We start from the raw sequence: 25,267 nt of genomic DNA on the forward strand, positions 1-25,267 counted from the left end.
AGGGCCATGGCTGAATTCGTGACCCTCGAGGTCTCCGACGGGATCGGCACCATCCGTCTCGACCGACCTCCGATGAACGCCCTCAACCGGCAGCTCCAGGAGGAGATCCGGGAGGCTGCGCGCGAGGCGACCGTGCGGTCCGACGTGAAGTCGGTGATCGTGTACGGCGGCGAGAAGGTGTTCGCGGCCGGCGCCGACATCAAGGAACTGGCCGACCTGAACTTCGTGCAGATGAGCGAGATCGTCGGCGACCTGCAGTCGGCCCTCGGCTCGATCGCCGACATCCCCAAGCCCACCGTCGCCGCGATCACCGGTTACGCCTTGGGGGGCGGCCTCGAACTCGCGCTCGGTGCCGACCGCCGCATCATCGGTGACAACGTCAAGCTCGGCACGCCCGAGGTGTTGCTGGGGATCATCCCCGGTGGCGGCGGTACCCAGCGACTCGCCCGGCTCGTCGGTCCGGCCAAGGCGAAGGACATCGTCTTCACCGGTCGCTTCGTCGGTGCTGACGAGGCCCTGTCGATCGGTCTGGTCGACGCGGTCGTCGCCCCCGACGACGTCTACGAGGCGGCGCGTCGCTGGGCCGGGCAGTTCACCGGCGCGGCCTCGCGTGCGCTCGCCGCCGCGAAGGCCGCGATCGACCAGGGGCTCGACACCGATCTGGACACGGGTCTGAAGATCGAGCAGCACGTCTTCGCTGCCCTGTTCGCCACGAAGGACCGCACGATCGGCCTCGAGTCGTTCATCGAGAACGGGCCGGGCAAGGCGCAGTTCGTCGGCGAATGACGCGACCGGCACTCACACTTGTCCACAGCTTACCGACGAGTAGGATCACCGCATGACTGCCAGCAGGACCGACGGGGTCGACCCCGCGCCGAATCCGCACGCCACGGCCGAAGAGGTCGCAGCGGCCCTCGAGGACACCAAGCTCGCCCAGGTGCTCTACCACGACTGGGAAGCCGAGACGTACGACGAGAAGTGGTCGATCTCGTACGACGAGCGGTGCATCGACTACGCAAAGGGACGGTTCGTCGCCGCTGCCGGTGAGCAGTCGCTGCCCTACGAGCGCGCACTCGAACTCGGTTGCGGCACCGGATTCTTCCTCCTCAACCTCATGCAGGGCGGGGTCGCGAAGACCGGTTCGGTGACCGACCTGTCGCCCGGCATGGTGAAGGTCGCGCTGCGCAACGCCGAGAACCTCGGCCTCGACGTCGACGGCCGCGTCGCCGACGCCGAGACCATTCCGTACGACGACGACACCTTCGATCTCGTGGTCGGACACGCTGTGCTGCACCACATCCCGGATGTCGAGCAGTCCCTGCGCGAGGTGCTGCGCGTGCTCGCGCCCGGTGGACGTTTCGTCTTCGCCGGCGAGCCCAGCACGATCGGCAACTACTACGCGCGCCTGCTCGGTCGGGTCACGTGGGAGGCCACCACCAACATCACCAAGCTGCCCTTCCTGCGCGACTGGCGTCGTCCGCAGACCGAACTCGACGAGTCCTCCCGGGCGGCCGCCCTGGAGGCCGTCGTCGACCTGCATACCTTCGACCCCTCGGATCTCGAGAAGCTCGCCTCGTCGGCCGGCGCCGTCGAGGTGAAGGCGTCGAGTGAGGAGTTCGCGGCGGCACTGCTCGGCTGGCCGGTGCGCACGTTCGAAGCGGCCGTCCCGCAGGAGAAGCTGGGCTGGAACTGGGCGAAGTTCGCCTTCGGCGGCTGGAAGACGCTGAGCTGGGTCGACGAGAACGTCCTCAAGCACGTCGTTCCCCGCAGCTTCTTCTACAACGTCATGATCACCGGTGTGAAGCCCGGCAAGTAGTTGGGCTACGACTTCACCCTCGCCGACGTCGCGTACCTGACGTCGGACGACGGTCGAGACGCTCTCGTACGCGTCGCCGGCCGGGAATTGTCGACGCGTACGCGCCTTGCCGACATCGGCTGGGTGCGTACGCATTTCGGTGATCGTGCGGGAATGCTCGTCGAAACCGTCATGCTGCGGCGCAAGGCGGAGGCGAAGATCGCCGGCGGGGCCGAGTGGGTTCTCACCGACGACGCCCTGCAGCAGTCCACGCCGACCCGCGTCGCGGCGCACCGTGCCCAGCGGTTGCGCGGCCGCACCGTGCACGATGTGACGTGTTCGATCGGCGCCGAACTCACCGAACTCGTCGGGGTCGCCGAAGCCGTGATCGGCAGCGACCTCGACGACGTGCGTCTGGCGATGGCCGCGCACAACGTCCCCGACGCGTATCTGGTGCGCGCCGACGCCCTGCGTCCGGTCACCAGGGGTACCACCGTCGTCGCCGATCCCGCACGCCGGTCGGGTGGCCGGCGCACCCACGATCCGGCGGCGCTGCAGCCACCGCTGCCCGATCTCCTCGACGCCTACGCGGGTCGCGATCTCGCCGTGAAGTGCGCGCCGGGACTGGATTTCGACTCACTCGACTGGGCGGGCGAGATCGAGGTCGTCTCGCTCGACGGCGGAGTCCGCGAAGCATGCCTGTACTCGCCGGGCCTGAGCACTCCCGGTGTGCTCCGCCGAGCTGCCGTACTACGTTCCGACGGAACCGGTTTCGAGATCACCGACGCCGAGGACGACGACATTCCCGAGCGTGAGCCGGGGGAGTGGATCGTCGACCCGGACGGTGCGATCGTGCGTGCCGGTCTCGTCCGCCACTACGCCGCCGCACACGGGCTGTGGCAACTCGACCCGCGGATCGCCTATCTCACCGGCGACCGTCTGCCCGACGGCGTGCGGGGTTTCCGGATCGTCGATCGTCTCAAGTACAGCGAGAAGACGCTCCGTCAGGCGCTCGCCCGCCACGACTGCGGCGCGGTCGAGATCCTCGTGCGCGGGGTGGACGTCGACCCGGCGGTACTGCGTCCGCGGCTCAAACTGCGCGGGTCTGCCTCGCTCAGCGTGGTCCTCACTCGCATCGGCCGGACGCCGGAAGCGTTCGTCTGCACGCCCTCACGCTGATCGCCCGCCACGCCCTCACACCGACTGTGGCGCCCGCAGCACCACCACGTCGCCGTCGACGGTGGTGATCACGAACTCGCCGTCCGGTCCGATCCCGGTGCCGACCGGCAGTCCGGTGGACGGCTCGAGGGGCTCTTCCTCGGTGGTCGCTCCGTCCGCGAGATCGAGTACCGCGGCGACGAGTCCCCGGTCGCCGTCGACGACCACGTAGGCCCGGCCGTCGGCGGTCACCGACGGGGCACCGTACGGCTTCACGTCCGCCCGCTCCCACTCGACGTCGGCGCCGTCGCCGTTGTCGCGCAACGCCGTGAGCGGCGCGCTGCCGTCGGCCGAGGCGAGGAGCAGCAGTCCGTCCTCGGTGACGGCGGGACCGAGTGCCGTGGGCCGGCCGGTGTCGTGGCTCCACCGCGCCTCGCCCGTCTCGGCGTCGAGCGCCCACAGAGCGCCGTCCCCGTCGTGGACGTAGACGGTGGAACCGTCCGCGGACAGCACCGGACTCGTCACCGCGCCGCCGGGGAGATCGGGCACCGACCACTCTTCGGTCACCACGGCGTCATCGCCGCTCGTGTAGCGCAGCGCCACGAGCGCGGACCGGTCGGCGCCCGGCCGCCACACGGTGACGAAGACGCGATCGGTGGCGGTGTCGACGGCCGGAGTGGTGGCGACCGGGCAGTCCTCCGACCCGCCGAAGCAGGCAGGTAGGCCGTGATCGCTCGCGAGTCGCGGCAGGTTCTGCCCGTCCGCGACGGTCGGTACCGGCACGAGATCGAACAAGGGCGCCTCGAGGTGGCCCGTCTGGGGATCGACGACGTTGACCTGACCGAAATGGGTGACCACCAACAGACTTCCGTCGGAGGTGAACTGTGCGCTGCGAGGACTGCCGCTCACAGGAATGCGCCAGCGACGCTGGCCGTGCTCGTTGAACGACAGCAGTCCGCCGTCCTCGCCGACGTAGATGTTGGCGACCGCGTCGGAGACGGGCGTGATCGTGGTGACGGCCGGTGCGAGACGCGTGCACCAGCGCTTGCGACCGGAATCCATCTGGAAGGAGAACAGATTGCATCCTGCCTCCGTCGCGGCCGTCACCGAGACCTGACCGTTGGCGGCGATGCCGGCGGGGGAGCCGGCCGCACCCCCCAGCGGACGGGTCCAGCCGGGTGCGAGATCGTCGACACCGTCGGCGGTCGCGGTGTTGCTGTTGCGGGCATCGGAGTGACGGCCCGGCCAGCCACCGCTCGACAACACGTCGTCGGTGCCGGCGCCACCACCGCACGCGCTCAGCGCGAAGACCACCGTCAGCGCCGGGACCGCGGTCCGCAGGACACCCCGCATCACTCAACTCCTCCACAGGCGAACGATTCGACGTGTCAGCGTATCGGGCCGGGGGTCGTGAGCCGCGAACGAGGCGGACCGTAGGCTGCCCCTATGACGAGCATGTGGGGTGCACCTCTGACGGCGAGGTGGCGCGGGTCCCGTCGCAGGGATCCCGAACAGGCACGATTCCTGACGCTGTCCTCTCTGAAGTGGGTGCTGGACAACAAGGCGTACACGCCCTGGTACCTGGTCCGGTACTACCGCCTGGCGAAGTTCCGGCTGGCCAATCCGCACGTGGTGCTGCGCGGCATGGTGTTCCTGGGCAAGAACGTCGAAATCCACGCGACGCCGGAACTCTCGCGCCTCGAGATCGGCAGATGGGTCCATATCGGCGACGGCAACGCGATCCGCTGCCACGAGGGCTCGCTCCGGATCGGCGACAAGGTCGTCTTCGGCAGGGACAACGTGGTCAACACCTATCTCGACATCGAGATCGGAGCGTCGACGCTGGTCGCGGACTGGTGCTACATCTGCGACTTCGACCACCGCACGGAGGACATCACCTATCCGATCAAGGACCAGGGCATCGTGAAGAGCCCCGTCCGGATCGGCCCGGACACCTGGATCGCCGCGAAGGTCACCGTGCTCCGGGGCACGCGCGTCGGCCGTGGTTCGGTGCTGGGAGCGCACGCGGTCGTCAAGGGCGACATCCCCGATTTCAGTATCGCGGTGGGTTCGCCCGCCAAGGTGGTCAAGAACCGTAAGGTGGCGTGGGAGAGCGCCGCAGCCGAGCGTGCTGCCCGGGAAGCGGCGCTCGCCGACATCGCACGGAAGAAGTCGGGAGACACGCCCGCGGACGTGCACCAGTAGCGACGCGGGCCGGACACTGTCGGGGGACAGCAATGGAGTACTCGGAGTATCGCAGTCACGACGCGACCGGCCTCGCCGAGCTCGTCGCTGCGGGGCAGGTGTCGGCGAGTGAGCTGCTCGAGACCGCGATCGCGCGGCTCGACACGGTCGAACCGACACTGAACACCGTCGTCCGCAGGCTCGACGACCGGGCCCGCGCCCGCGCTCGCGACTCACTCGAGGGTCCGTTCGCCGGGGTGCCGTTCCTGCTCAAGGATCTGGGGCAGGATCTGGCCGGTGAGCCGACGTCGAGAGGTTCCCGTGTTCTCGCCGACCTGCCGGTGGACGAGAACTCGGTGATCGTGGACCGGTGGCTCGGAGCGGGGCTGGTCCCGTTCGGGAAGACGAACACCCCCGAGTTCGGAGCGAAGGGCATCACCGAGCCCGAGGCCTTCGGGGCGAGCCGCAATCCGTGGGATCCAGCGGTGACTCCGGGTGGGTCGTCGGGCGGATCCGCCGCCGCGGTCGCGGCCGGCGTCGTTCCCGTGGCCGGAGCGAGTGACGGCGGTGGCTCCATCCGCATCCCCGCCGCCTGCTGCGGGCTCCTCGGACTCAAACCCGGGCGCGGACTCGTGCCGACCGGGCCTCGCGGTGGGGAGCCTCTGCACGGGGCCGCCACCAACGGGGTGATCTGCCGGACGGTGCGCGATGCCGCGGCCTTCCTCGACGTCATGGCCGGCTCGTACGCGGGCGGCCCGTATCTCGTCGAACGAGTGCAGTCGTACGCGGAGGCCGCACGCTCGGCTCCGAAGCGGTTGCGGATCGGGTACGAGACCGCGTCACCGATCGGGACGCCGGTGGACCCGGAGGCGGTGGCCGCAGTGGACGGTGCCGTCGCGGTGCTCGGGGAACTCGGTCATCACGTCGAACCCGCCTCGACGGGTATCGACGAACGGCGTCTGGCCGAGGACTTCCTCACGATGTGGTTCGCCACGGCCGCCGCAGAGGTTGCCGACGCTTGCCGCCTCACGGGGGCGCGGCCGGAGGACTTCGAGTTCGACACCCGTATCATCGCCGCACTCGGAAAGACGACTTCGGCGTCGGACTACATTGCGGCACATGCCCGTTGGGCCGAGTATGCGAGTGGTCTCGCGCAGTTCCACGAGCGCTACGATCTGCTGCTCACGCCGACGCTCGCATGCCCGCCGTCGCGCATCGGCGAACTCGACACGCCGCGCTGGATGCGGCGTGCCGGCGAGGCTCTCCTGCGGACCCGAACCGCGTGGATCGCGGGCCGGGCCGGTTTCGTCGACCGCGTGGTGGACGACAATCTGGGCCGCACCCCCTACACGCAGCTGGCCAATATCACCGGACGTCCGGCGATGTCGGTTCCGTTGCACTGGACGGCGTCCGGTCTGCCGCTCGGGGTGCAGTTCGTCGCGCCGCTCGGCGGGGAGGGTGTGCTTCTCGCTCTCGCCGGCGAACTCGAACACGCCCGGCCGTGGTTCGATCGGCAGCCGCCGCTCGCTCCGGCCGAGTTGTCCCCTGCCTCCTGAGCCGGAAGTCCACTCAGGAGGACAAAGATTTCCGGTACACGACCGTCTCGCACGGAACAGCAAGGGCGGAAACGAGTTCCGGATGCCGAGTATCGAGCGGAGTGGGTTCCTCCGGCACGTACCCGAGCCCGGTGTAGAGCCGGTCGAGGAAGACTTTGGACTCGTGCGAGGTGTCGCGGGGGCGGATCACCTCGAGTTGCATCGTCTCGAACCCCTGCTCGGCGCACTCCGACTCGACGGCGTCGATCAGGAGGCGGCCGACGCCCGTGCCGCGGACCTTCGGGTCGGACGCGAGCATCCCGAACTCGGCCGTCGTCCCGTCCACCGGCGTCACGCGGATGCACCCGACCACCTGCCCGTGGGAGCGGGCGATCCGGATACTGCCTTCCCGTGCGTAGCGGGTGATCTCGTCCGGGTCGGTCCGCGTGGTGCCCGGCACCCACATGCCGTCCTCGGCGACCGCGTAGACGGCGTTGAGCAGATCTGTGACGGCGATGACGTCGGATTCGAGCGGTTCGAGGCGCTCGACCTCGACCGTGTGCTGCCCGTTCATCCGCGATCCGGGAGTGGACGTTGCGGGATCGTGGGGCGTGCCAGCGGGTGACGCACCCGTCGCTTCGCCGACGAGTAGACCTGCACGGTCTCCTCGGCGACGCGGCGCCAGTCGAAGTCGTCGGTCAGGCGCGCGCGGGCGGCTCGGGCGCGTACCTGTGCGTCCTCGGGGTCGTCGAGGGTCTCCCGGACGGCCGAGACGAGCCCGGCCACGTCGCCGGGCTGGAACGACAGTCCGGTCACTCCGTCGACCACCGCTTCGCCCAGGCCGCCGGCGGTGGACGCGATCAGCGGGGTGCCTGCGGCCGCGGCTTCGAGGGCGATGATGCCGAACGGCTCGTAGCGGCTCGGCAGCACGATCGCGTCGGCACCGTGCAACCAGCCGAGCAACTCGGTGTGGTCGAGGTTGCCGAGGAAACTCACCGATCGTGCGACGCGGTGTACCCGTGCCTGTTCGCGGAGCCATTCGAACTGGGTGCCTTCGCCGGCGACCACGAGGGTCGTGCCGGGATGCGACCGGCGGATGCGAGGGAGGGCGGCGATCGCGTCCTGCACACCCTTCTCGTATTCGAGGCGACCGACGTACAGCAGCCGTGCCGGTCCGGGACGCGGTTCGCGTTCGCGGTACGACCAGGTGGTGAGGTCGATACCGTTGCGGATCACCGAGATCTCCGGCAGATCCGGTCCGTACAGTTCGGTGACCTCGTCGTGCATCGACGCCGAACACGTGATGAGCCGGTCGGATTCGTTGGCGAGCCACCATTCGACGGAATGCACCTGCCGATTGATCCGGCCCGACAGCCAGCCGCTGTGGCGACCGGCCTCGGTCGCGTGCAGGGTCGACACGAGTGGCACGTCGAAGTACTCGGCCAGCGCGATCGCAGGGTGGGCGACGAGCCAGTCGTGGGCGTGGACGACGTCGGGGTGCCAACCCTCGCCGATACCGCCGCGGCTCAATCCGATCCCGGCGCGGACCATCGCGTGGCCCATCGCCAGGGTCCACGCGATCATGTCCTCGCCGAAGTCGAAGTGGGGTGCGTCCTCCGCGACCGCCACCACGAGCACGCCGTCGGCGATGTGACCGACCGTGGGGTGGGTCGACGCATCGGTGCCGGTCGGACGACGCGACAGCACCACTACCTCGTTGCCGGCCGCGGCGAGTTCGGTGGCGAGATGGTGGACGTGTCTGCCCAGACCGCCGACGACGACGGGCGGGTACTCCCATGAGACGAGCAGGATCTTCATCGCGGGCCTCCGTGGCGTCCGGGCAGTCGTCGGGCGTCGAGTCCTGGGAAGAGATTGTCGGCGCGGTTCCATCCGTCGGCCAGCCGGTGCGCGGTGTCGGTGCGTCCGGAGTCGACCGCCTCGGCGATCTCGCGCAGTGCGTGGGCATGCTTGTGCGCGCGGTCGCGGGCGTAGGCGGCGGCGGTGTCCTTGCTGACCATGAACGCCCAGTCGCTGGACACCGTGAGCAGCGCTTCGCGCAGCATCTGATCGTGCACGCGGTTGCGGAGCGCAACCGGCGAGGTGTTCTGCTCGCGGGCCTTGTCGATGCTGTCGAGGGTCGTGCGCACCACCTCGCCGTTGAGACGCACGAGGTCGGCGACCTGATCGCCGGCCCAGACCCGCCAGTCCTTGCCCGAACCCCACGACGAATCCTCGAGATCGACGGAGGCGCCGACGTAGCCGCGGTCGCGGGCATCGGCCAGGGTTCCCACCTCGATACCGGCCTCGGGAAGGGCGCGCAGCAGTCGTTCGAGGAAGATCGGTCCCTCGAACCACCAGTGCCCGAACAGTTCCGTGTCGAATGCCGCGACCACGAGTGCGTCCCGGCCGATGCGGTCGGATTCGCTGCGCAGACGCTGCCGGACGGTCCCGACGAAGTCGGCGACGTGCCTGTCGACGGTCTGCGACGCGAGTTCGGGGTCGTAGGGCGCCTTCTCGTGCGAGGGCACCGTGCGGCCCGTGACCCGGGAGGGTTTGAGTCCGGTGTCGTGGCAGTAGGTGTGGAAGTCGCGGTAGGCGGAGTGGCCGGGGTAGCCGGACTTCGGCGACCACACCCGGTACGAGACCTGCAGGTCGCGGCCGAAGCACACGACGTCCGAGCCGTGGACCGTGCGGCCGAGCGAGGTGTCGCCGCGCAGTGCGGGGCCGTCGACCATGAAGTGCTCGACACCCGCTGCGGCGTAGCCCTTCTCCATACCCGGCGAGTAACCGCATTCCGGACCCCAGATGCCGCGCGGCCGATGGTTCCAGCGGGCGTGGGCGTCGGCGAGACCCTCGGACAGGGAGAACGCCCGCAGTCGCGGGTCGAGGAGGGGCTGGAAGGGATGGGCCAGGGGGCCACCGAGCAGTTCGATCGCGTCGGCGTCGATCAGCTGCCGGACGACGGGGGATCCTCCGTGGCGCCAATGGGTTTCGAAATCCTCGAGTGCGGCCGAGGCAGCGCGGTGCTCGCGAGCGCCGAGCGCGCGGTAGGACTCCTCCCGCATGCCGGCGGCCTCGTGCGCGCGGAGCTGCCAGTTGCCGAGCCAATGGTGCATTCCGGCGAGGCAGTGCGGATCGTCGAGTTGCGCGGCGAGTACCGGGGTGACGCCCAACGTGAGCATCCGGGTCCGGCCTTCGGCGGCGAGTCGCCGCAGGACATCGGTGACGGGCAGATAGGTCGCGGCCCACGACTGGTAGAGCCATTCCTCCCCGACCGGCCACCGACCGTGATGGGCGAGCCACGGAAGATGGGAATGGAGGACGAGCGCGAACATGCCGGGTTCGCGAGGTGATGCGGCACTCACGGCGCAGTGTCCTTCGCCGCGGGATCCTTCATGGCGATCGCGACGAGATCGAGGCTCGCATCGATGTTCCCGGGAACGATGGCGAAGTCGTCGACCGAGACCATGGCGACGTCGGCGGTGAGATCGTCCGGCCACGGCTGACCCGCGAGCGCCCGTTCGATCTGGGCGTCGATGAACGATCCGCCGTGCTTGGCGTCGAGAGCGCACAGTGCGGGACCGTGGTGCACGCCCGTCATGAGTTCGACGCGGAAGCCTGCTTCCTCGAGCAGTTCCGTCAGTTCGGTGGCGTTCAGTTCACGGGTGTGGAACGGGTTGAGCGGGGTGTCGCGCCCGGGGGAGAAGGTGATGCGGTTCGGCGTACTGATCAACAATTCGCCGCCGGGAGTGAGAACACGATGACATTCGCGTAGGAACTGTGTCTGATCCCACAGATGCTCGATCACCTGGAAGTTCACGACCGTATCGACCGATTCGTCCGCGAGGGGAAGTTCGGCGAGGTTGCCGTGGCGCATGTCCACGCGGGGGTAGCGGGCACGGATGTGCGCGACCGCGGTCTCGTCGTAGTCGAGCCCGATCACGCGCGTGGCGACGTCGGCGATCATGTCGGCGCCGTAGCCTTCGCCGGCCCCGGCCTCGAGCACGGTCCGGTTCTCGCAGCGGGAGAGAAAGTGCTGGTAGACCACCTCGTGACGTCGGAACCAGTAGTTCTCCTCGGCGATGCCGGGGACCGTCCGTTCGCCGGTGAGGGGGAGGGTGTGCGCGTCGTCGGCGCGGGCGGGGGTGTCGCTCACCGCCACGACATTAGACCCCTCCCCGGAGGCAAGGTCTCCGGTGTTCCAGATCACAGGTTTGGTCGTCCTTCCGTGCGGCTATGGTGAACCGGGAATCCCGTCAAGTTACCGGCCGGTAACTTAGCGGCTGATAATCTATCGCACACGCCGTGCGAAAGACACGAGTGCTCGGTTCAGGCAGCGCCTTGCCGACCAAAGGCAGCTACACACAGGAGGTCGACGCAGACCCATGACGAACATCGTCGTTTTGATCAAGCAGGTCCCCGACACGTGGTCCGAGCGCAAGCTCAGCGACGGCGACTACACGCTCGACCGTGAGGCCGCCGATGCCGTGCTCGACGAGATCAACGAGCGCGCTGTCGAGGAAGCTCTGCTCATCAAGGAGCGCGACGGCGGCGAGGTCACCGTTCTGACCGCCGGCCCGGACCGCGCGACCGACGCCATCCGCAAGGCGCTGTCCATGGGCGCCGACAAGGCGATCCACCTCAACGATCCCGCCCTGCACGGCTCGGACTCCATCCAGACCGCGTACGCGATTGCCGCCGCGCTCGGCCAGATCGAGGGCGTCGAGCTGGTCATCGCCGGTAACGAGGCCACCGACGGCCGCGTGGGCGCCGTTCCCGCGATCATCGCCGAGTACCTGGGCCTCCCGCACCTGACGCACCTGCGCAAGCTCACCATCGCCGACGGCAAGGCCACCGGCGAGCGCGAAACCGACGAGGGCGTCTTCGGCATCGAAGCTCCGCTCCCCGCCATCGTCTCGGTCACCGAGAAGATCAACGAGCCCCGCTTCCCCTCCTTCAAGGGCATCATGGCCGCCAAGAAGAAGGAAGTTCAGACCCTCACCCTTGCCGACATCGGTCTCGATCCGGAGATCTTCGGTGTTGCCAACGCGGCGTCCACCGTCACCGGTGTGACCCCGAAGCCCCCGCGTACCGCGGGTGAGCGCGTCGCCGACGAAGGCGACGGCGGCACCAAGATCGCCCAGTACCTCGTCGGCCAGAAGATCATCTGATCGCGCCCCGCGACAACATCTGACATATCTAGGAGAGAAGTAGTAATGGCAGAAGTACTCGTGCTCGTCGAGCATGCCGAGGGCGCGCTCAAGAAGGTCAGCACCGAACTCATCACCGCCGCGCGTGCGCTCGGCGAGCCCTCCGCCGTCGTCGCGGGTGCCCCCGGCACCGCCGACGCGCTGCAGGACGCCCTCGCGGCCGCCGGTGCGGTCAAGGTCTACGCCGCCGAGTCCGACGACGTCGACAATTACCTGGTGACCCCGAAGGTCGACATCCTCGCGTCGCTCGTCGAGTCCACCAGCCCCGCCGCTGTCATCACCGCAGCGTCCGTCGAGGGCAAAGAGGTCTCGGGCCGTCTCGCCGCCCGCATCGGCTCCGGTCTGCTCGTCGACGTCGTCGACGTCAAGGCCGACGGCTCCGCCGTCCACTCGATCTTCGGTGGCGCCTACACCGTCGATGCCAAGGCCAACGGTGAGGTCCCCGTGATCTCCGTGCGCCCGGGTGCCATCGAGGCCAAGCCCGAGGCTGCCGCCGCCGAGCGCGTCGCCGTCGAGGTTCCCGCCCAGGAAGAGAACGCCGTGAAGATCGTCTCGCGCGATCCGATCGTCGGCGGCGATCGTCCGGAGCTCACCGAGGCGTCGATCGTGGTCTCCGGTGGCCGCGGTGTCGGTTCGGCCGACAAGTTCTCCGTCGTCGAGGAGCTCGCCGACTCGCTCGGTGCCGCCGTCGGTGCTTCGCGCGCCGCTGTCGACTCCGGCTACTACCCGGGCCAGTTCCAGGTCGGTCAGACCGGCAAGACGGTCTCGCCGCAGCTGTACGTCGCGCTCGGCATCTCCGGTGCCATCCAGCACCGCGCCGGCATGCAGACGTCGAAGACCATCGTCGCCGTCAACAAGGACGAAGAGGCCCCGATCTTCGAGATCGCGGACTACGGCGTCGTCGGCGACCTGTTCAACGTCGCCCCGCAGCTGACCGAAGAGGTCAAGAAGCACAAGGGCTGATCTGCTCCGGCAGACCGATCCCTGCGCGGCCCCGCTCCTTTCGAGGAGCGGGGCCGCCTGCGTTCGACGGGAGTGTTCATCGGCGATGCATCACCGCGACACCCCGGCGCCGCCGGTACGCCTCCCGCGCTCGTTACACCTTCAGCATGACCACATCGTCGGTGCTGTACCGCCCGAGTGAGTTCACCGCCCCGATCCTGTCCGGCCCTCGCTATTCCCTCGTCGTCTCGACCGAACCGTCGATCCGCACGGCCGCGCAACGTCTGCGCCATCGGGTCTTCGCGAACGAACCGGGCTTCCGGCTCCCCGATTCCGGGACCGGCCTCGACGCGGACCGTTTCGACGAGTTCTGCGACCACATACTCGTGCACGACCGGGTCACCGACGACGTCGTGGGCTGCTACCGGATGCTGCTACCCGAGGCCGCGCGCGAGGCGGGTGGGTACTACACCGCCACCGAATTCGATCTCACCGCCCTCGACCCACACGGACGCGGCCTCGTCGAAATGGGTCGGGCCTGCGTCGATCCGGACCACCGCTCCGGGTCCGTGCTGACCCTCATGTGGGCCGGGATCCTGGTCTACCTCGAGAGGACCGGACACCGTGAAGTCATCGGCTGCGTGTCGGTGCCCATGCGCACGACGCCCGACGAACCCGAGGCGTCGAACGTGCGGGCCGTGCGCGACCTCCTGCTCGAGCGGCACGCCGTCGAACCCGCGTCACGGGTACGCCCGCTGAACCCGGTCGTGGTCGACGGCCGCACTCTCGACGAGATCGCACCGCCACCGCGCCCGGTCGTGCCGCCGCTGCTGCGCGGATATCTCCGACTCGGTGCCCGGATCTGCGGTGAACCGGCCCACGACCCGGCCTTCGGTGTTGCCGACTTCGTCGCGATACTCGCCGTGGACGGGGCGGACGCGCGGTATCTCGACCGCTTGCGGGCCGTCGCGGAGCGCAACGAGGGTGGTGCGCGATGACGCGGTTGCACGAGTGGATGCCGTCGAGCCCGTGTGGCGCTCGGTGTCTGCCGGACGACGCGGACCGTGTGGGTCTGCCGGCGGTGTGGCTGCGTATCGCGATCGTGGCGCTCGTGTTGACGGTTGTACCGCTCCTGCTGGCCGGCCGCGTGATTCCTGCGGCACGGCGGGAAGGCGCGCTGCGCCGCAGTGCGCGCGTATTGCTGTGGTGTGTGGGCATGCGCTTGTCGGTCGACGACAGGCGTGACCGGCGGGCGCACGCAGGGGGCGTGCTCGTCGTGGCACCGCACGTCTCGTGGACCGACGTGCTCGTCCTCACCGCGGTCGCTCCCGCCGCCTTCGTGGCACGGGCGGACTTGCTCGACTGGGGTGCGTGGGGCGCACTCGCACGCCGGATGCGTGTCATCGCCATCGAGCGGGAACGGTTGCGTCTGCTGCCCGACGTGATCGATCGGATACGTACCCGCCTGCTCGCAGGCGAACGTGTCGCGGTCTTCCCCGAGGGCACGACATGGTGCGGCCGGGCCTACGGCGGTTTTCGTCCCGCTCTGCTCCAGGCGGCGGTGGATGCGGAATGCCCTGTCCAGCCGGTCGGGCTGCGTTACAGCGACCAGGCGGGCGAGTCCACTGCGGTGCCCGCTTTCGTCGGGGACGAGACGATCGGATCCTCGATCCGGCGGATGATCCGGAGCCGTCGTGTCGTGGCCGAAGTCGTGCTGGCGCCGCTCGAATGGCCCGGACAGGACCGACGTGATCTCGCGGCCCGGTGCGACCGCGCAGTCCGCGCCGAACGTGTGGCCGATGCCATATCGTCCTTGCCGGTCGACCTCTCACCGGCCACCGGAGCGGCGCCCACGGCGGACGTCGCCTGACCGCCGACCCCTGAGCGCGGCGGGCACCTGTGCCCACCCGCTATCCTGGATCGGTCATGACCTCGCCCGCCGCCGGTCCCTCCGGTACCTCCACGACCGTCTACCTCGATCACGCCGCGACCACGCCGATGCTTCCCGCGGCTGTCGAGGCGATGACGTCGGTCCTCACCACCGTCGGAAACGCGTCGTCCCTGCACGGCTCGGGGCGCGCAGCGCGCCGCCGCATCGAGGAGTCGCGGGAGTCGATCGCGGCCGCCCTCGGTGCCCGGCCCTCCGAGGTGATCTTCGTCTCCGGTGGTACCGAGGGTGACAATCTGGCGATCAAGGGGATCTACTGGGGACGCCGCGCCCAGGACTCCCGTCGCCGCAGGATCCTTGCGAGCGCGGTGGAACATCACGCTGTACTCGACGCCGTCGAATGGCTCGTCGAGCACGAGGACGCGCTGGTGACGTGGCTTCCGGTCGACCGATCCGGACGTGTCGATCCCGCCACGCTGCGTGACGAACTCTCGCGCTACGCCGACGAGGTCGCCCTCGTGTCCGTGATGTGGGCGAACAACGAGGTCGGCACCGTCATGCCGATCACCGAACTCGCCGCCGTCGCCGCCGAGTTCGACGTCCCGATGCACAGCGACGCCGTGCAGGCGGTCGCTCATCTTCCCGTCGACTTCACTGCGAGCGGCCTGTCGGCGCTGACCCTGGCCGCCCACAAGTTCGGTGGGCCGCAAGGGGTGGGCGCGTTGCTGCTCGGCAGGCAGGTGCCGTGCGTGCCCCTCGCCCACGGTGGCGGTCACGAACGCGACGTGCGTTCCGGTACGCAGGACACCGCATCCGTCGTGGCGATGGCTGCCGCACTGCGGGAGGTCACCTCGGATCTGCCTTCGCGCACCGCCGAACTCGCGAGTCTGCGCGATCTTCTCGTCGCCGGTGTCGAGACGGAGATTCCCGACGCGATCCTCAACGGTCCGCGCGAGGCGGGACGACTGCCCAACAACGCGCACTTCACCTTCCCCGGGTGTGAAGGGGATTCGTTGCTGATGCTGCTCGACGCGGCCGGAATCGAATGCTCGACCGGTTCCGCGTGCACGGCCGGGGTTGCGCGCGCGAGCCACGTGCTCGTCGCGATGGGATCGGACCCCGTCATTGCGCGAGGGTCGCTCCGATTTTCGTTGGGGCACACAACAACCCGAAGCGACATCGAGAAACTGATCGAAACTCTCCCTTCCGTGGTGGACAGGGCTCGCGCCGCCGGACTGGCGAGCGCCGGTGGACGAGGAGGTGACCGGAGATGAGGATTCTTGCGGCAATGAGCGGCGGTGTGGACTCGGCGGTCGCCGCCGCCCGCATGGTCGAGGCCGGACACGACGTCGTCGGGGTGCACCTCGCGTTGTCGAGCGCGCCGGGTACGCTGCGCACCGGATCGCGAGGATGTTGCTCGAAGGAGGACGCCGGCGACGCCCGCCGCGCCGCCGATGTGCTCGGAATTCCTTTCTACGTCTGGGATTTCGCAGACCGCTTCAAAGAGGACGTGATCGACGACTTCGTCGCGTCCTATGCCGCCGGCGAGACCCCGAATCCGTGCCTGCGGTGCAACGAGAAGATCAAGTTCTCGGCACTGGCCGACCGTGCCGTGGCACTCGGCTTCGACGCCGTGGCCACCGGCCACTACGCGCAGTTGAACGACGGAGTGCTGCGTCGCGCCGTCGACGCCGACAAGGACCAGTCGTACGTACTGGCCGTGCTCACCGCGGAGCAGTTGTCGCGCGCGATGTTCCCCGTCGGCGACACCCCCAAGGGCCGGATCCGCGAGGAGGCCGCCGAGCGCGGACTCGCGGTGGCGAACAAGCCGGACAGCCACGACATCTGTTTCATCCCGTCGGGCGACACCCGCGCCTTCCTCGGTGCCCGGATCGGCGTGCGCCCCGGCGCCGTCGTGGACGACCGTTCCGGTGAGGTGCTCGCGCAACACGAAGGCGTGCACGGCTTCACCATCGGTCAGCGCAAGGGACTCGGCATCGCCGGACCCGGACCCGACGGCCGTCCCCGCTACGTCACGGCGATCGAGCCCGAGAGCGGCACCGTCCGGGTCGGCAGCGCCGAACAGCTGAAGGTCGACTCGATCCGGGCCGAACGCGCCGTGTGGACTTCGGGCACGGTTCCCGTCGGACCGATCGAGTGCGTCGTGCAGGTCCGCGCACACGGCGGATTGGCGCCGGCCGTCGCCGAAGCGGTGGGCACGGGCATCGACATCACGCTGCGTGAACCGCTCACCGGTGTCGCCGCCGGTCAGGCTGCTGTCCTGTACCGCCCTGATGCAGCGGGCGACATCGTTCTCGGCAGCGGCACCATCACGGCAGGGGAGCAGTGACAGCACCCGCCACCGGCCGCGCGGTGTGGTCCGGTGCCGCGACAGGCATCGGTTCGTGGCCGGGAACGGACCCGCGCGAGGCCGCGGCGGTCGTGGTCGGCGAACTCACCGATCTGCCCCATCTGGTCGAGTTGCCGGCGCGTGGGCTCGGTGCCGACATCATCGGGCGCGTCAGTGCCCTGCTCGTCGACATGTATCTCGACACGTCGACCACCGGATATCGCCTGGTGTCGCGGCGCGGCACCGTGGCCTCCCGGGCGCGCGACCTGCTCGCGCAGGACCTCGACGCGCTCGAGGAGGCCTGGGAACGCGCCGGGCCGGCCGCCACACGCCCGGTGAAGGTGCAGTCCGCCGGCCCGCTCACTCTCGCCGCCCACGTCGAACTCGCCACCGGGCGACGGGTGCTCACCGACCGCGGTGCCGTCCGCGACCTGGCCGAATCGCTCGCGGAGGGGCTGGCCCGGCACGCGGCCGAGATCACCCGTCGGCTCGGTGTGCAGGTCGTCGCGCAACTCGACGAACCGTCGCTTCCCGACGTGCTCGCCGGAACGCTGAAGGGCCGGACCATTCTCGAGACCGTGCCCGCCGTCCCGGATCCGGAGGCACTGGACGTGCTCGACACGACCATCCGGGGCAGCGGACTGTCCGTCGCGGTGCATTGCTGCGCGGACACCTTCCCAGCCGACATCCTGCGCCGCAGCGCCGCCGACGCGGTCGCTTTCGACGTCGGACGTGTGCGACGCTCCGACCTCGACGGACTGGGGGAACTCTTCGACTCCGGCACGGTCCCGATCCTGGGGCTCGTGCCTGCCGGCGCTCCGGCGTCGACGGGCTGGCGCGAGTACGCGGCACCGGCCGTCGATCTGATCGACCGGCTCGGCTTCCCCCGGAAGGTGCTGCACTCGGTGGCGGTGAGCCCGGTCTGCGGACTGGCCCCGGCGTCCACGGACGGGGCGCGAGCCGCCCTGCGTTCCGTGCGCGACGTCGCCTCGGCCTTCGCCGAGGAAGCCGAGACGCTCTGAGCATTCCTGTCGGTTCCCTCGACTAGGCTTGCAGGCTGTGAGTGAACCGACGGACGCACCCATCACCGCTCCTCCGGAGGCGCGTGAGCGCTGGCAGGATCTCGCCGAACAGGTGCGCGAGCATCAGTTCCGCTACTACGTGCGCGATGCCCCCATCATCTCCGACGGAGAGTTCGATGCGCTGCTCGGCGAACTGCAGACGCTCGAGGAGCAGTACACCGAACTCCGCACGCCGGATTCGCCCACCCAGCTGGTCGGCGGCGGATTCGCCACCGAGTTCGGCGCCGTCGAGCATCTCGAACGCATGCTCAGCCTCGACAACGTCTTCGCCGAGGACGAATTGCGCACGTGGCTCTCGCGCGCCGAGGCCGAGACCGGAACCCACCCCGACTATCTGTGCGAGGTGAAGATCGACGGCGTCGCGCTGAGCCTGGTCTACGAGAACGGCAAACTCGTCCGCGCCGCGACCCGCGGCGACGGTCGCACCGGCGAGGACGTCACCCTCAACGCCCGCACGATCGACGACGTTCCCGAAAAGCTCACCGGCAGTGACGAATACCCGGTTCCCTCGCTGCTCGAGGTTCGCGGGGAGGTGTTCTTCCGGCTCGAGGACTTCCAGACCCTCAACGCGGGCCTGGTTGCCGAGGGCAAACCGCCCTTCGCCAATCCGCGCAACTCGGCCGCCGGGTCCCTGCGGCAGAAGAATCCCGCCGTCACCGCACGGCGGCGCCTGCGCATGTACTGCCACGGCTACGGCCGGATGGAAGGCTTCGAACCCCGCTCGCAGTCCGACGCCTACGCGGCCTTCGCCGCCTGGGGACTGCCGGTCTCCCCGCACACCGCGCGTGTGCAGGGCAGCGAGGCGGTCGTCGAACGGATGCGCTACTGGGGCGAACACCGGCACGACGTCGAACACGAGATCGACGGTCTCGTGGTCAAGATCGACGACATGGGACTGCACCGCCGCCTCGGCGCCACGTCCCGGGCCCCTCGTTGGGCGATCGCCTACAAGTATCCGCCGGAGGAGGTCACCACCAAGCTCCTCGACATCCGCGTCAGCGTCGGACGTACCGGGCGCGTGACCCCGTTCGCCTACATGGAACCGGTCACCGTCGCCGGGTCCACGGTCTCGCTGGCGACGCTGCACAATGCGTCCGAGGTGGAGCGCAAGGGTGTGCTGATCGGCGACACCGTGGTCATCCGCAAGGCCGGCGACGTGATCCCCGAAGTGCTCGGCCCGGTCGTCGATCTGCGCGACGGCTCCGAGTACCCCTTCGAAATGCCGTCGCAATGCCCCGAGTGCGGAACACCTCTGGCCCCCGCGAAGGAGGGCGATGTCGATCTGCGCTGCCCCAATTCGCGGTTGTGCCCGGCGCAGTTGCGCGAACGTGTCTTTCACGTCGCGGGTAGGGGAGCGTTCGACATCGAAGCGCTCGGCTACGAGGCGGGCACGGCGTTGCTCGAGGGGAAGATCATCGCCGACGAGGGCGACCTGTTCTCGCTCACGACGGAAGATCTCGAACGCGTCCCGTTCTTCCGCACCACCAAGGGCGTGCTGTCGAAGAATGGCGAGCGCCTGCTGCAGAATCTCGACAAGGCGAAGGAACAACCGCTCTGGCGCGTGCTCGTCGCCCTGTCGATCCGGCATGTCGGGCCCACGGCGGCGCGTGCCCTGGCCACCGAGTTCGGCAGTCTCGACCGGATCCGGTCCGCGTCCGTCGAGGAGCTCGCGGCTGTCGAGGGCGTCGGTCCGACGATCGCCGCAGCGGTGACCGATTGGTTCGCCGTCGACTGGCACGCCGCGATCGTCGACAAGTGGGCGGCAGCGGGGGTGCGGATGGCCGACGAACGCGACGAATCCGTTCCGAGGACCCTCGAAGGATTGTCGATCGTGGTCACGGGCACGCTCGCGGGATTCTCCCGCGACCAAGCCAAGGAGGCCGTCCTCACGCGTGGCGGCAAGGCGGCCGGCTCGGTCTCGAAGAAGACCGCCTTCGTCGTGATCGGCGACAATCCGGGGTCGAAGGCCGACAAGGCCGCCGATCTCGGGGTGCCCGTGCTCGACGAGGACGGCTTCCGGATCCTGCTCGCAGATGGGCCGGACGCCGCTCTCGCCCACCTGGAAGGGCGCGAAGCGCAGAACTGAGACATCGCTCGCCTGTGTCGCGTGGGCGAACCCTCAGGAGGCCGTTGCAGATTCGGGTTCCTCGGCGCTGCGCCTGCCGAGGAACACCGCCGCCGCGAGGAGGAAGCAGATCGCGCCGACGAACGTGCCGGCGTTGGCGAGGCTCGGGTCGAGTGTGTTGCCGTCGTCGAGGACGAACGAACCGACGGCGGAGACACCGAACGCGATCGATCCGAGCATGTTCAACCACCCGCTGATCCAGTTCTTCGAGCGCGGCGCCCAGTGCGAGCCCGACCGCCACAGGATCGCGCACGCGATGGCGCTCGACGCCAGGAAGCACAGGGACCCTTCGAGATTGGGGTTCCACACCAGGTGCATCTCTCCCTTGACCGTGTGGGCGTGCAGTGCGGCTCCCGTGCTGACGTTGAACAGCAGCGTGCCGATGAACTGGATCAGCGACGCGAGCCAGTCGGCGCGGATCGCCGGGCTTCCCTTGTCGCAGACGGTCGCCGGTCCGCTCAGCATCAATTGAACGAATGCTGCACCTGTGAAGAACCAGGAACCCACGAAGAACGAACTATTTGCTCCGGCCGTGCCGAGAATCGTCGAAATTCCCGGTGTCGAACCCACTGCGAACAGGGCGGCCCCGATGACGAATCCCCAGGACTGCATACGCAATGTCGGGTGAATCAGCATTGGCGCAGTATAAGTCGAGGATTGCAACGCTGTTCGTTTTCGCCGAAAAATAGCCGGCAGGATAGGCGCAGTTCAGAGTGCGTTTTCGAAAGGGGTGAACGGCAGGGGTGAATTGCACCCAATATCTTTGGTTGGCGAGAAGCCGCGTTCGATGCACGTTAGCGTGCCAGCCATGACGGAGACCGGTAAGTCCACCCATCGCCTTCTTTTCCGTAATGTGCGCGTTTTCGACGGAATTTCCGGAGAGCTCGTCACCGGCGACGTACTGATCGACGGAAACCGTATCGTCGCCGTGTCCGCATCGCCGATCGGCGAAGAACCCGGTCGCGAAACCGACGTGATCGACGGCGGTGGACGGGTACTGATGCCCGGCATGTCGGACGCACACGTCCACCTCGTGGGAAATGCGAACTCCTACATCGACATGGTGATGGGCAGCGAAGCGCACATCGCGCTCAACGGCCTCGCCGAGGCCCGCAACATGCTCCTTCGCGGCTTCACCGCCGTCCGCGACATGGCCGGCGACACCGGAAGCATCAAATCGGTGATCGACAGGGGACTGTTCGACGGGCCCCGCATCTACCCGTCCCAGGCCGCGATCTCGCAGACGTCCGGTCACGGCGACTTCGGCTTCGTCTACGAATGCCCCACGGCCCTCGGGGGAAACCAGGCACGTGCCGAACAGATCGGCTTCATGCGGGTCGCCGACGGCGAGGACCGGGTCCTCGCAGCCGTGCGCGAGCAGCTCAAGAAGGGCGCATCGCAGATCAAGCTGATGGTCGGCGGTGGGGCGGCGTCGATGTACGACCCGCTGTACACGGTCCAGTTCATCGACAGGGAACTGCGGGCCGCGGTCCAGGCAGCCTCCGACTACGGCACCTACGTGGCCACCCACGTCTACAACGTCACCGGGATCCGCCGCGCGGTCGCGGCCGGGGTGAAGTCGATCGAACACGGACACCTCGCCGACGAGGCGACCGTCGCACTGCTCGCGGAGAAGGACGTGTGGTTGTCGATGCAACCCTTCGCCCTCGGCGACCATCACTATCCGGATCCCGACCGTGCGGAGAAGGACCAGCAGATCTGCACCGGCACCGACCGTGTCTACGAATGGGCACAGAAGCACGGCGTGAAGACGGCCTGGGGCACCGACCTGCTGCTCGAACCGCAGATCGCGCCGCGACAGAGCGAGATGGCTGCGCGGCTGGCCGATCACTACAGCACTCTCGACGCGTTGCGGATGCTCACCTCCGGCAACGCCGAATTGTTCCGGCTCGCAGGCGAACGCGACCCCTACCGGCAGGCCCGGTGGGGCGTGATCGAGAAGGGTGCCTGGGCCGACGTCCTCCTCGTCGACGGCAACCCGCTCGAGGATCTGAGCCTGATCGCCGATCCGGCGAAGAACCTCTCGGTGATCGTGAAGAACGGCCACGTCGTCAAGAACGTCCTGTGACCGTGCCGGCACATCGGACACGGCACGACGCCCTATTCGCTCGGCGCGAGGACGATCGGTGACCCACTACGAAACCCATACGGAAGCAACGGAATCGGACGATCTCGACACGCCTCCGTACGGCATGCCGGTCGTCGGGCAGGCGGTCGCCCGGCAGACTCCGGGCACGCTCGTGTCGGCACGCGGAATCGAACTCCACGGCCCGTGGGGGCACGTGTTCGGGCCGCTCGACCTGGACCTCGACGCCGGGGGCGTGACGGTCCTGGCGGCGCAGGCCGGTGCCGCGCGGACCGCACTGCTCATGGCTCTGTGTGGGCGCATGCGGCTGACCCGGGGATCGTTGACGGTCCTCGGCGAGGACCGGCCCCAGAAGGTGATTGCCCGATCGGCGATCGCGTGCATGAACGAGCTCGACGAGGTGCGTCCGTCTGTCACCGTACGCGACCTCGTCACCGAGCAGAAACGGTGGGATTCCCCGTGGTACAGGTTCGTTCCGCGGGTCGACGAGGGCGGTGTCGCCGAGATGTGCGGGGAGATCTTCGGCGACGTACCGCTGCCCCCGCTCGAGGCGTTCGTCGACGACCTTCCCGAACTCCAGCAACTGCTCCTGCGGATCTCGGTGGCCGACACCCGACGCCCGCCGCTGCTGGTGGTGGGCCGGATCGACAGGATCGCCGACGACGTCGAGCGCGCCACCCTGCTCGACCGGCTCGTCGCGCTCGGTGAGAACCGGTCGGTGATCATCGGCGACGTGAACCCTGTCGACCCCACCGTCGGGGTGCGGGCCGTGGTGGACATGCACGATCTGCTCGGACCCGGTGACATCGGCGTCCTGACGAGAAGGAAGTGACAGGTGCTCGCAGGCATCTCTCTCGGTAGCGACTCGAAACGATACTTCCGCGGCACGATGCCGCGCATCGCGATCGCGACGATCATCCTCATGCCGTTGCTGTACGGCGCCATGTACCTGTGGGCCTTCTGGAACCCGTTCGGTGCGGTGAACAAGATTCCCGCGGCGATCGTCAACAACGACACCGGTCGTTCGTCGACGGGGGAGCAGATCGACGCCGGTGATCAGGTCGTCACGTCCCTCATCGCTTCAGGACAGCTGGATCTGGCCGAGGTGTCGGAGGAGGACGCCGTCTCTGGCTTGGCCGACGGAAAGTACTACTACACCATCACGATTCCGGAGAACTTCACCGAAGCGGTCGAATCCCCCAACGGCGACAACCCCGAGAAGGCGAATCTGGTCTTCACCTTCAACGACGCGAACAACTACCTCGCCACGATCATCGGGCAGGACGCGTCCGAACAGGTGATCGGACAGGTGAACTCCACGATCGGCGCCCAGGGTGTCGGGACCGTGCTCACCGGTCTGGAGAGCGCCGGTTCGGGTCTGAAACAGGCCGCCGGCGGTGCCGGACAGCTCGCCGACGGTATCGACACCGCCAAGGACGGAGCCGACCAGCTCGCATCCGGCTCGCAGGAACTGGCGACGAACATGGTCACGGCGCGGGACGGGTCGGCGCAGCTCGCCGCCGGTGCGAACGAACTCGCGACCGCGGTCGACGGGGTGACCGGGCCTCTGCTCGGTGCACTCGACAGCGGTGCCCTCGCCGGCGTCGCGGGGCAGGCGGCCGACCTGCGGGCCTCACTCGACGCGCTCGAAGCGCGGGTGCCACAGACCGCGCAGTCGACGGTGAACCAGGCCGTGCAGCAGGTCGTCGACGTCCTGAATCGCAGTTCCGATCCGATCGTGCAGCAGGCGATTGTCGCGTTGACGCCGCTCACGGCCCAGCAGACGGTCTCCGATGTCGATGTCCTGCGTGCGGAGATCGTGCGGCTGCAGTCGGACGCCGAACAACTCGAATACCAGCTCGGCAATCCGAACAGTCCGCTGCAGGGCGTCCTGACGACGCTCTCCAGCGGTGGAATCGCGGCGGAAGTGAACCAACTCCGCAATGGGGTCGGCGAACTGAGCGCCGGCGCCGCCACCCTGAATTCCGGCCTCGTCCAACTCACCGACGGCAGCTTCCAGCTCGCCGACGGAGCGGGGGAACTGTCCTCGGGCATGGTCGAACTGCAGTCGGGTTCACAGGAACTCGCGCAGGCCTTGAGTCAGGGTGCCACCCAGGTGCCGAGCTGGTCGGACGAACAGCGCACCACAACCGCTGAAACATTGTCGACTCCGGTTGCGCTGCAACAGAACTACACCAACGAGGCGCCCACCTTCGGAACCGGTTTCGCGCCGTTCTTCCTGTCGCTCGCCCTGTTCGTCGGCGGCATCATCACCTGGATGCTGCTCACGCCGCTGCAGTCGCGACCCACGGTCGCCGGCCTCGGGGCCTACCGCACCGTCCTCGCGTCGTACTGGCCGGCTCTGCTGGTGGGCATCCTGCAGGTGATCGTGATGTACACGGTCGTCCACTTCGGTGTCGGACTGAACGTCGAGCACGTGGTGGGAACGGTCCTGTTCCTGATGTTGATCTCCGCGACGTACCTGGCCATGATCCAGGCGTTCAACGCGATCTTCGGTGTCGCGGTCGGCCGTGTGGTCACGCTGGCCTTCCTGATGCTGCAGCTGGTGTCGGCCGGCGGTATCTACCCCGTTCCCACCACTGCGAAGCCGTTCCAGTACATCCATCCGTTCGACCCGATGACCTACACCGTCAACGGTCTGCGGCAGCTCACCGTCGCCGAGCACATCGACTCGCGGTTGTGGATCGCAATCACTGTTCTGGCGGGAATCCTGCTCGTATCGTTGACCCTGAGTGCCCTGTCGGTCCGCCGCAACCGCCGCTACACGATGGAGCGGCTGTACCCGCCGATCGAGGTGTGAGGACCGCCCCGAGTATCCCGACGTCCACCGGATCGGACGAGTGTTCGATGCGCGAATTATGGAGGAAGCC

General features: G+C 68.4%; 22 protein-coding genes. 16 read left to right on the forward strand and 6 right to left on the reverse strand.

The window, feature by feature from the left end:
- Positions 1-6 precede the first annotated feature (6 nt).
- The 3 genes from GON09_RS01920 to GON09_RS01930 are packed head-to-tail and all read left to right on the forward strand — an operon-like array spanning position 7 to position 2,974.
- Positions 7-786: an enoyl-CoA hydratase-related protein gene (locus GON09_RS01920; RefSeq protein WP_213930360.1), complete on the forward strand. Its 780-nt coding sequence runs from the start codon at positions 7-9 to the stop codon at positions 784-786.
- 52 nt (positions 787-838) lie between these two features.
- On the forward strand, positions 839-1,816 hold the full coding sequence (locus GON09_RS01925; protein WP_213930361.1) for a class I SAM-dependent methyltransferase: 978 nt from the start codon (positions 839-841) through the stop codon (positions 1,814-1,816).
- Complete coding sequence (locus GON09_RS01930; protein WP_213930362.1) at positions 1,817-2,974, forward strand: THUMP-like domain-containing protein; 1,158 nt, start codon at positions 1,817-1,819, stop codon at positions 2,972-2,974.
- 15 nt (positions 2,975-2,989) lie between these two features.
- On the opposite strand, the gene GON09_RS01935 is transcribed toward GON09_RS01930, so the two are convergent.
- Positions 2,990-4,306, reverse strand: a complete 1,317-nt coding sequence (locus GON09_RS01935) for an outer membrane protein assembly factor BamB family protein (protein WP_213930363.1) — start codon at positions 4,304-4,306, stop codon at positions 2,990-2,992.
- A gap of 93 nt (positions 4,307-4,399) precedes the next feature.
- Between GON09_RS01935 and GON09_RS01940 the strand changes: the two genes are divergently transcribed.
- Complete coding sequence (locus tag GON09_RS01940; protein WP_213930364.1) at positions 4,400-5,158, forward strand: acyltransferase; 759 nt, start codon at positions 4,400-4,402, stop codon at positions 5,156-5,158.
- A 32-nt stretch (positions 5,159-5,190) separates the two neighbouring features.
- Positions 5,191-6,693: an amidase gene (locus GON09_RS01945; RefSeq protein WP_213930365.1), complete on the forward strand. Its 1,503-nt coding sequence runs from the start codon at positions 5,191-5,193 to the stop codon at positions 6,691-6,693.
- Between the two features lie 13 nt (positions 6,694-6,706).
- Here the strand turns inward: GON09_RS01945 and GON09_RS01950 are convergent, their stop codons facing one another.
- From GON09_RS01950 to GON09_RS01965, 4 genes are read right to left on the reverse strand one after another with little or no spacing between them, the layout of a single operon-like run.
- Positions 6,707-7,246, reverse strand: a complete 540-nt coding sequence (locus tag GON09_RS01950) for a GNAT family N-acetyltransferase (RefSeq protein ID WP_213930366.1) — start codon at positions 7,244-7,246, stop codon at positions 6,707-6,709.
- On the reverse strand, positions 7,243-8,490 hold the full coding sequence (locus GON09_RS01955) for a glycosyltransferase family 4 protein (RefSeq protein ID WP_213930367.1): 1,248 nt from the start codon (positions 8,488-8,490) through the stop codon (positions 7,243-7,245). The genes GON09_RS01950 and GON09_RS01955 overlap by 4 nt, the downstream gene beginning before the upstream one ends.
- Positions 8,487-10,007: a 1,4-alpha-glucan branching protein domain-containing protein gene (locus GON09_RS01960; protein WP_213934224.1), complete on the reverse strand. Its 1,521-nt coding sequence runs from the start codon at positions 10,005-10,007 to the stop codon at positions 8,487-8,489. The genes GON09_RS01955 and GON09_RS01960 overlap by 4 nt, the downstream gene beginning before the upstream one ends.
- A 26-nt stretch (positions 10,008-10,033) precedes the next feature.
- On the reverse strand, positions 10,034-10,834 hold the full coding sequence (locus GON09_RS01965) for a class I SAM-dependent methyltransferase (protein WP_213930368.1): 801 nt from the start codon (positions 10,832-10,834) through the stop codon (positions 10,034-10,036).
- 223 nt (positions 10,835-11,057) lie between these two features.
- Between GON09_RS01965 and GON09_RS01970 the strand changes: the two genes are divergently transcribed.
- From GON09_RS01970 to ligA, 8 genes are all read left to right on the forward strand, one after another.
- On the forward strand, positions 11,058-11,843 hold the full coding sequence (locus GON09_RS01970; protein WP_213930369.1) for an electron transfer flavoprotein subunit beta/FixA family protein: 786 nt from the start codon (positions 11,058-11,060) through the stop codon (positions 11,841-11,843).
- A 45-nt stretch (positions 11,844-11,888) separates the two neighbouring features.
- On the forward strand, positions 11,889-12,845 hold the full coding sequence (locus GON09_RS01975) for an electron transfer flavoprotein subunit alpha/FixB family protein (protein ID WP_213930370.1): 957 nt from the start codon (positions 11,889-11,891) through the stop codon (positions 12,843-12,845).
- Between the two features lie 146 nt (positions 12,846-12,991).
- Positions 12,992-13,822, forward strand: a complete 831-nt coding sequence (locus GON09_RS01980) for a GNAT family N-acetyltransferase (RefSeq protein WP_213930371.1) — start codon at positions 12,992-12,994, stop codon at positions 13,820-13,822.
- The gene (locus tag GON09_RS01985; RefSeq protein ID WP_213930372.1) at positions 13,819-14,694 is read left to right on the forward strand and encodes a lysophospholipid acyltransferase family protein; all 876 of its coding nucleotides are present in this window, start codon (positions 13,819-13,821) and stop codon (positions 14,692-14,694) included. The genes GON09_RS01980 and GON09_RS01985 overlap by 4 nt, the downstream gene beginning before the upstream one ends.
- 56 nt (positions 14,695-14,750) lie before the next feature.
- Entirely contained in the window at positions 14,751-15,986 is a 1,236-nt protein-coding gene (locus GON09_RS01990) for a cysteine desulfurase family protein (protein WP_213930373.1), read from the forward strand.
- Positions 15,983-17,062: a tRNA 2-thiouridine(34) synthase MnmA gene (gene mnmA, locus GON09_RS01995; RefSeq protein WP_213930374.1), complete on the forward strand. Its 1,080-nt coding sequence runs from the start codon at positions 15,983-15,985 to the stop codon at positions 17,060-17,062. Before GON09_RS01990 ends, mnmA begins: the two co-directional genes overlap by 4 nt.
- Positions 17,059-18,084: a methionine synthase gene (locus GON09_RS02000; protein WP_213930375.1), complete on the forward strand. Its 1,026-nt coding sequence runs from the start codon at positions 17,059-17,061 to the stop codon at positions 18,082-18,084. Before mnmA ends, GON09_RS02000 begins: the two co-directional genes overlap by 4 nt.
- A gap of 37 nt (positions 18,085-18,121) precedes the next feature.
- Complete coding sequence (gene ligA / locus GON09_RS02005) at positions 18,122-20,230, forward strand: NAD-dependent DNA ligase LigA (protein ID WP_213930376.1); 2,109 nt, start codon at positions 18,122-18,124, stop codon at positions 20,228-20,230.
- Positions 20,231-20,263: 33 nt separating this feature from the next.
- On the opposite strand, the gene GON09_RS02010 is transcribed toward ligA, so the two are convergent.
- Positions 20,264-20,905, reverse strand: coding sequence for a hypothetical protein (locus GON09_RS02010; protein WP_213930377.1), 642 nt, complete (start codon positions 20,903-20,905; stop codon positions 20,264-20,266).
- Between the two features lie 172 nt (positions 20,906-21,077).
- Between GON09_RS02010 and GON09_RS02015 the strand changes: the two genes are divergently transcribed.
- The 3 genes from GON09_RS02015 to GON09_RS02025 are packed head-to-tail and all read left to right on the forward strand — an operon-like array spanning position 21,078 to position 25,197.
- Positions 21,078-22,358 carry a metal-dependent hydrolase family protein gene (locus tag GON09_RS02015; protein ID WP_213930378.1) on the forward strand — a complete coding sequence of 427 codons (1,281 nt, stop codon included), beginning with the start codon at positions 21,078-21,080 and terminating at the stop codon, positions 22,356-22,358.
- A 58-nt stretch (positions 22,359-22,416) separates the two neighbouring features.
- Complete coding sequence (locus GON09_RS02020; RefSeq protein ID WP_307854282.1) at positions 22,417-23,208, forward strand: hypothetical protein; 792 nt, start codon at positions 22,417-22,419, stop codon at positions 23,206-23,208.
- Between the two features lie 3 nt (positions 23,209-23,211).
- A complete protein-coding gene (locus tag GON09_RS02025; protein WP_213930379.1) occupies positions 23,212-25,197 on the forward strand; it encodes a YhgE/Pip domain-containing protein in 1,986 nt (661 codons plus the stop codon).
- Positions 25,198-25,267 lie beyond the last annotated feature (70 nt).

It is taken from the genome of Rhodococcus sp. B50 (assembly GCF_013602415.1).
In the GTDB taxonomy this organism is placed as follows: Bacteria; Actinomycetota; Actinomycetes; order Mycobacteriales; family Mycobacteriaceae; genus Rhodococcus.

Bases quoted from the DNA above. Each gene is read 5' to 3' on its own strand.
- GON09_RS01920 (WP_213930360.1), top strand. From the start codon at position 7: ATGGCTGAATTCGTGACCCTCGAGGTCTCCGACGGGATCGGCACCATC.
- GON09_RS01925 (WP_213930361.1), top strand. From the start codon at position 839: ATGACTGCCAGCAGGACCGACGGGGTCGACCCCGCGCCGAATCCGCAC.
- GON09_RS01935 (WP_213930363.1), bottom strand. From the start codon at position 4,306: ATGCGGGGTGTCCTGCGGACCGCGGTCCCGGCGCTGACGGTGGTCTTC.
- GON09_RS01940 (WP_213930364.1), top strand. From the start codon at position 4,400: ATGACGAGCATGTGGGGTGCACCTCTGACGGCGAGGTGGCGCGGGTCC.
- GON09_RS01945 (WP_213930365.1), top strand. From the start codon at position 5,191: ATGGAGTACTCGGAGTATCGCAGTCACGACGCGACCGGCCTCGCCGAG.
- GON09_RS01950 (WP_213930366.1), bottom strand. From the start codon at position 7,246: ATGAACGGGCAGCACACGGTCGAGGTCGAGCGCCTCGAACCGCTCGAA.
- GON09_RS01955 (WP_213930367.1), bottom strand. From the start codon at position 8,490: ATGAAGATCCTGCTCGTCTCATGGGAGTACCCGCCCGTCGTCGTCGGC.
- GON09_RS01960 (WP_213934224.1), bottom strand. From the start codon at position 10,007: ATGTTCGCGCTCGTCCTCCATTCCCATCTTCCGTGGCTCGCCCATCAC.
- GON09_RS01970 (WP_213930369.1), top strand. From the start codon at position 11,058: ATGACGAACATCGTCGTTTTGATCAAGCAGGTCCCCGACACGTGGTCC.
- GON09_RS01975 (WP_213930370.1), top strand. From the start codon at position 11,889: ATGGCAGAAGTACTCGTGCTCGTCGAGCATGCCGAGGGCGCGCTCAAG.
- GON09_RS01980 (WP_213930371.1), top strand. From the start codon at position 12,992: ATGACCACATCGTCGGTGCTGTACCGCCCGAGTGAGTTCACCGCCCCG.
- GON09_RS01985 (WP_213930372.1), top strand. From the start codon at position 13,819: ATGACGCGGTTGCACGAGTGGATGCCGTCGAGCCCGTGTGGCGCTCGG.
- GON09_RS01990 (WP_213930373.1), top strand. From the start codon at position 14,751: ATGACCTCGCCCGCCGCCGGTCCCTCCGGTACCTCCACGACCGTCTAC.
- mnmA (WP_213930374.1), top strand. From the start codon at position 15,983: ATGAGGATTCTTGCGGCAATGAGCGGCGGTGTGGACTCGGCGGTCGCC.
- GON09_RS02010 (WP_213930377.1), bottom strand. From the start codon at position 20,905: ATGCTGATTCACCCGACATTGCGTATGCAGTCCTGGGGATTCGTCATC.
- GON09_RS02015 (WP_213930378.1), top strand. From the start codon at position 21,078: ATGACGGAGACCGGTAAGTCCACCCATCGCCTTCTTTTCCGTAATGTG.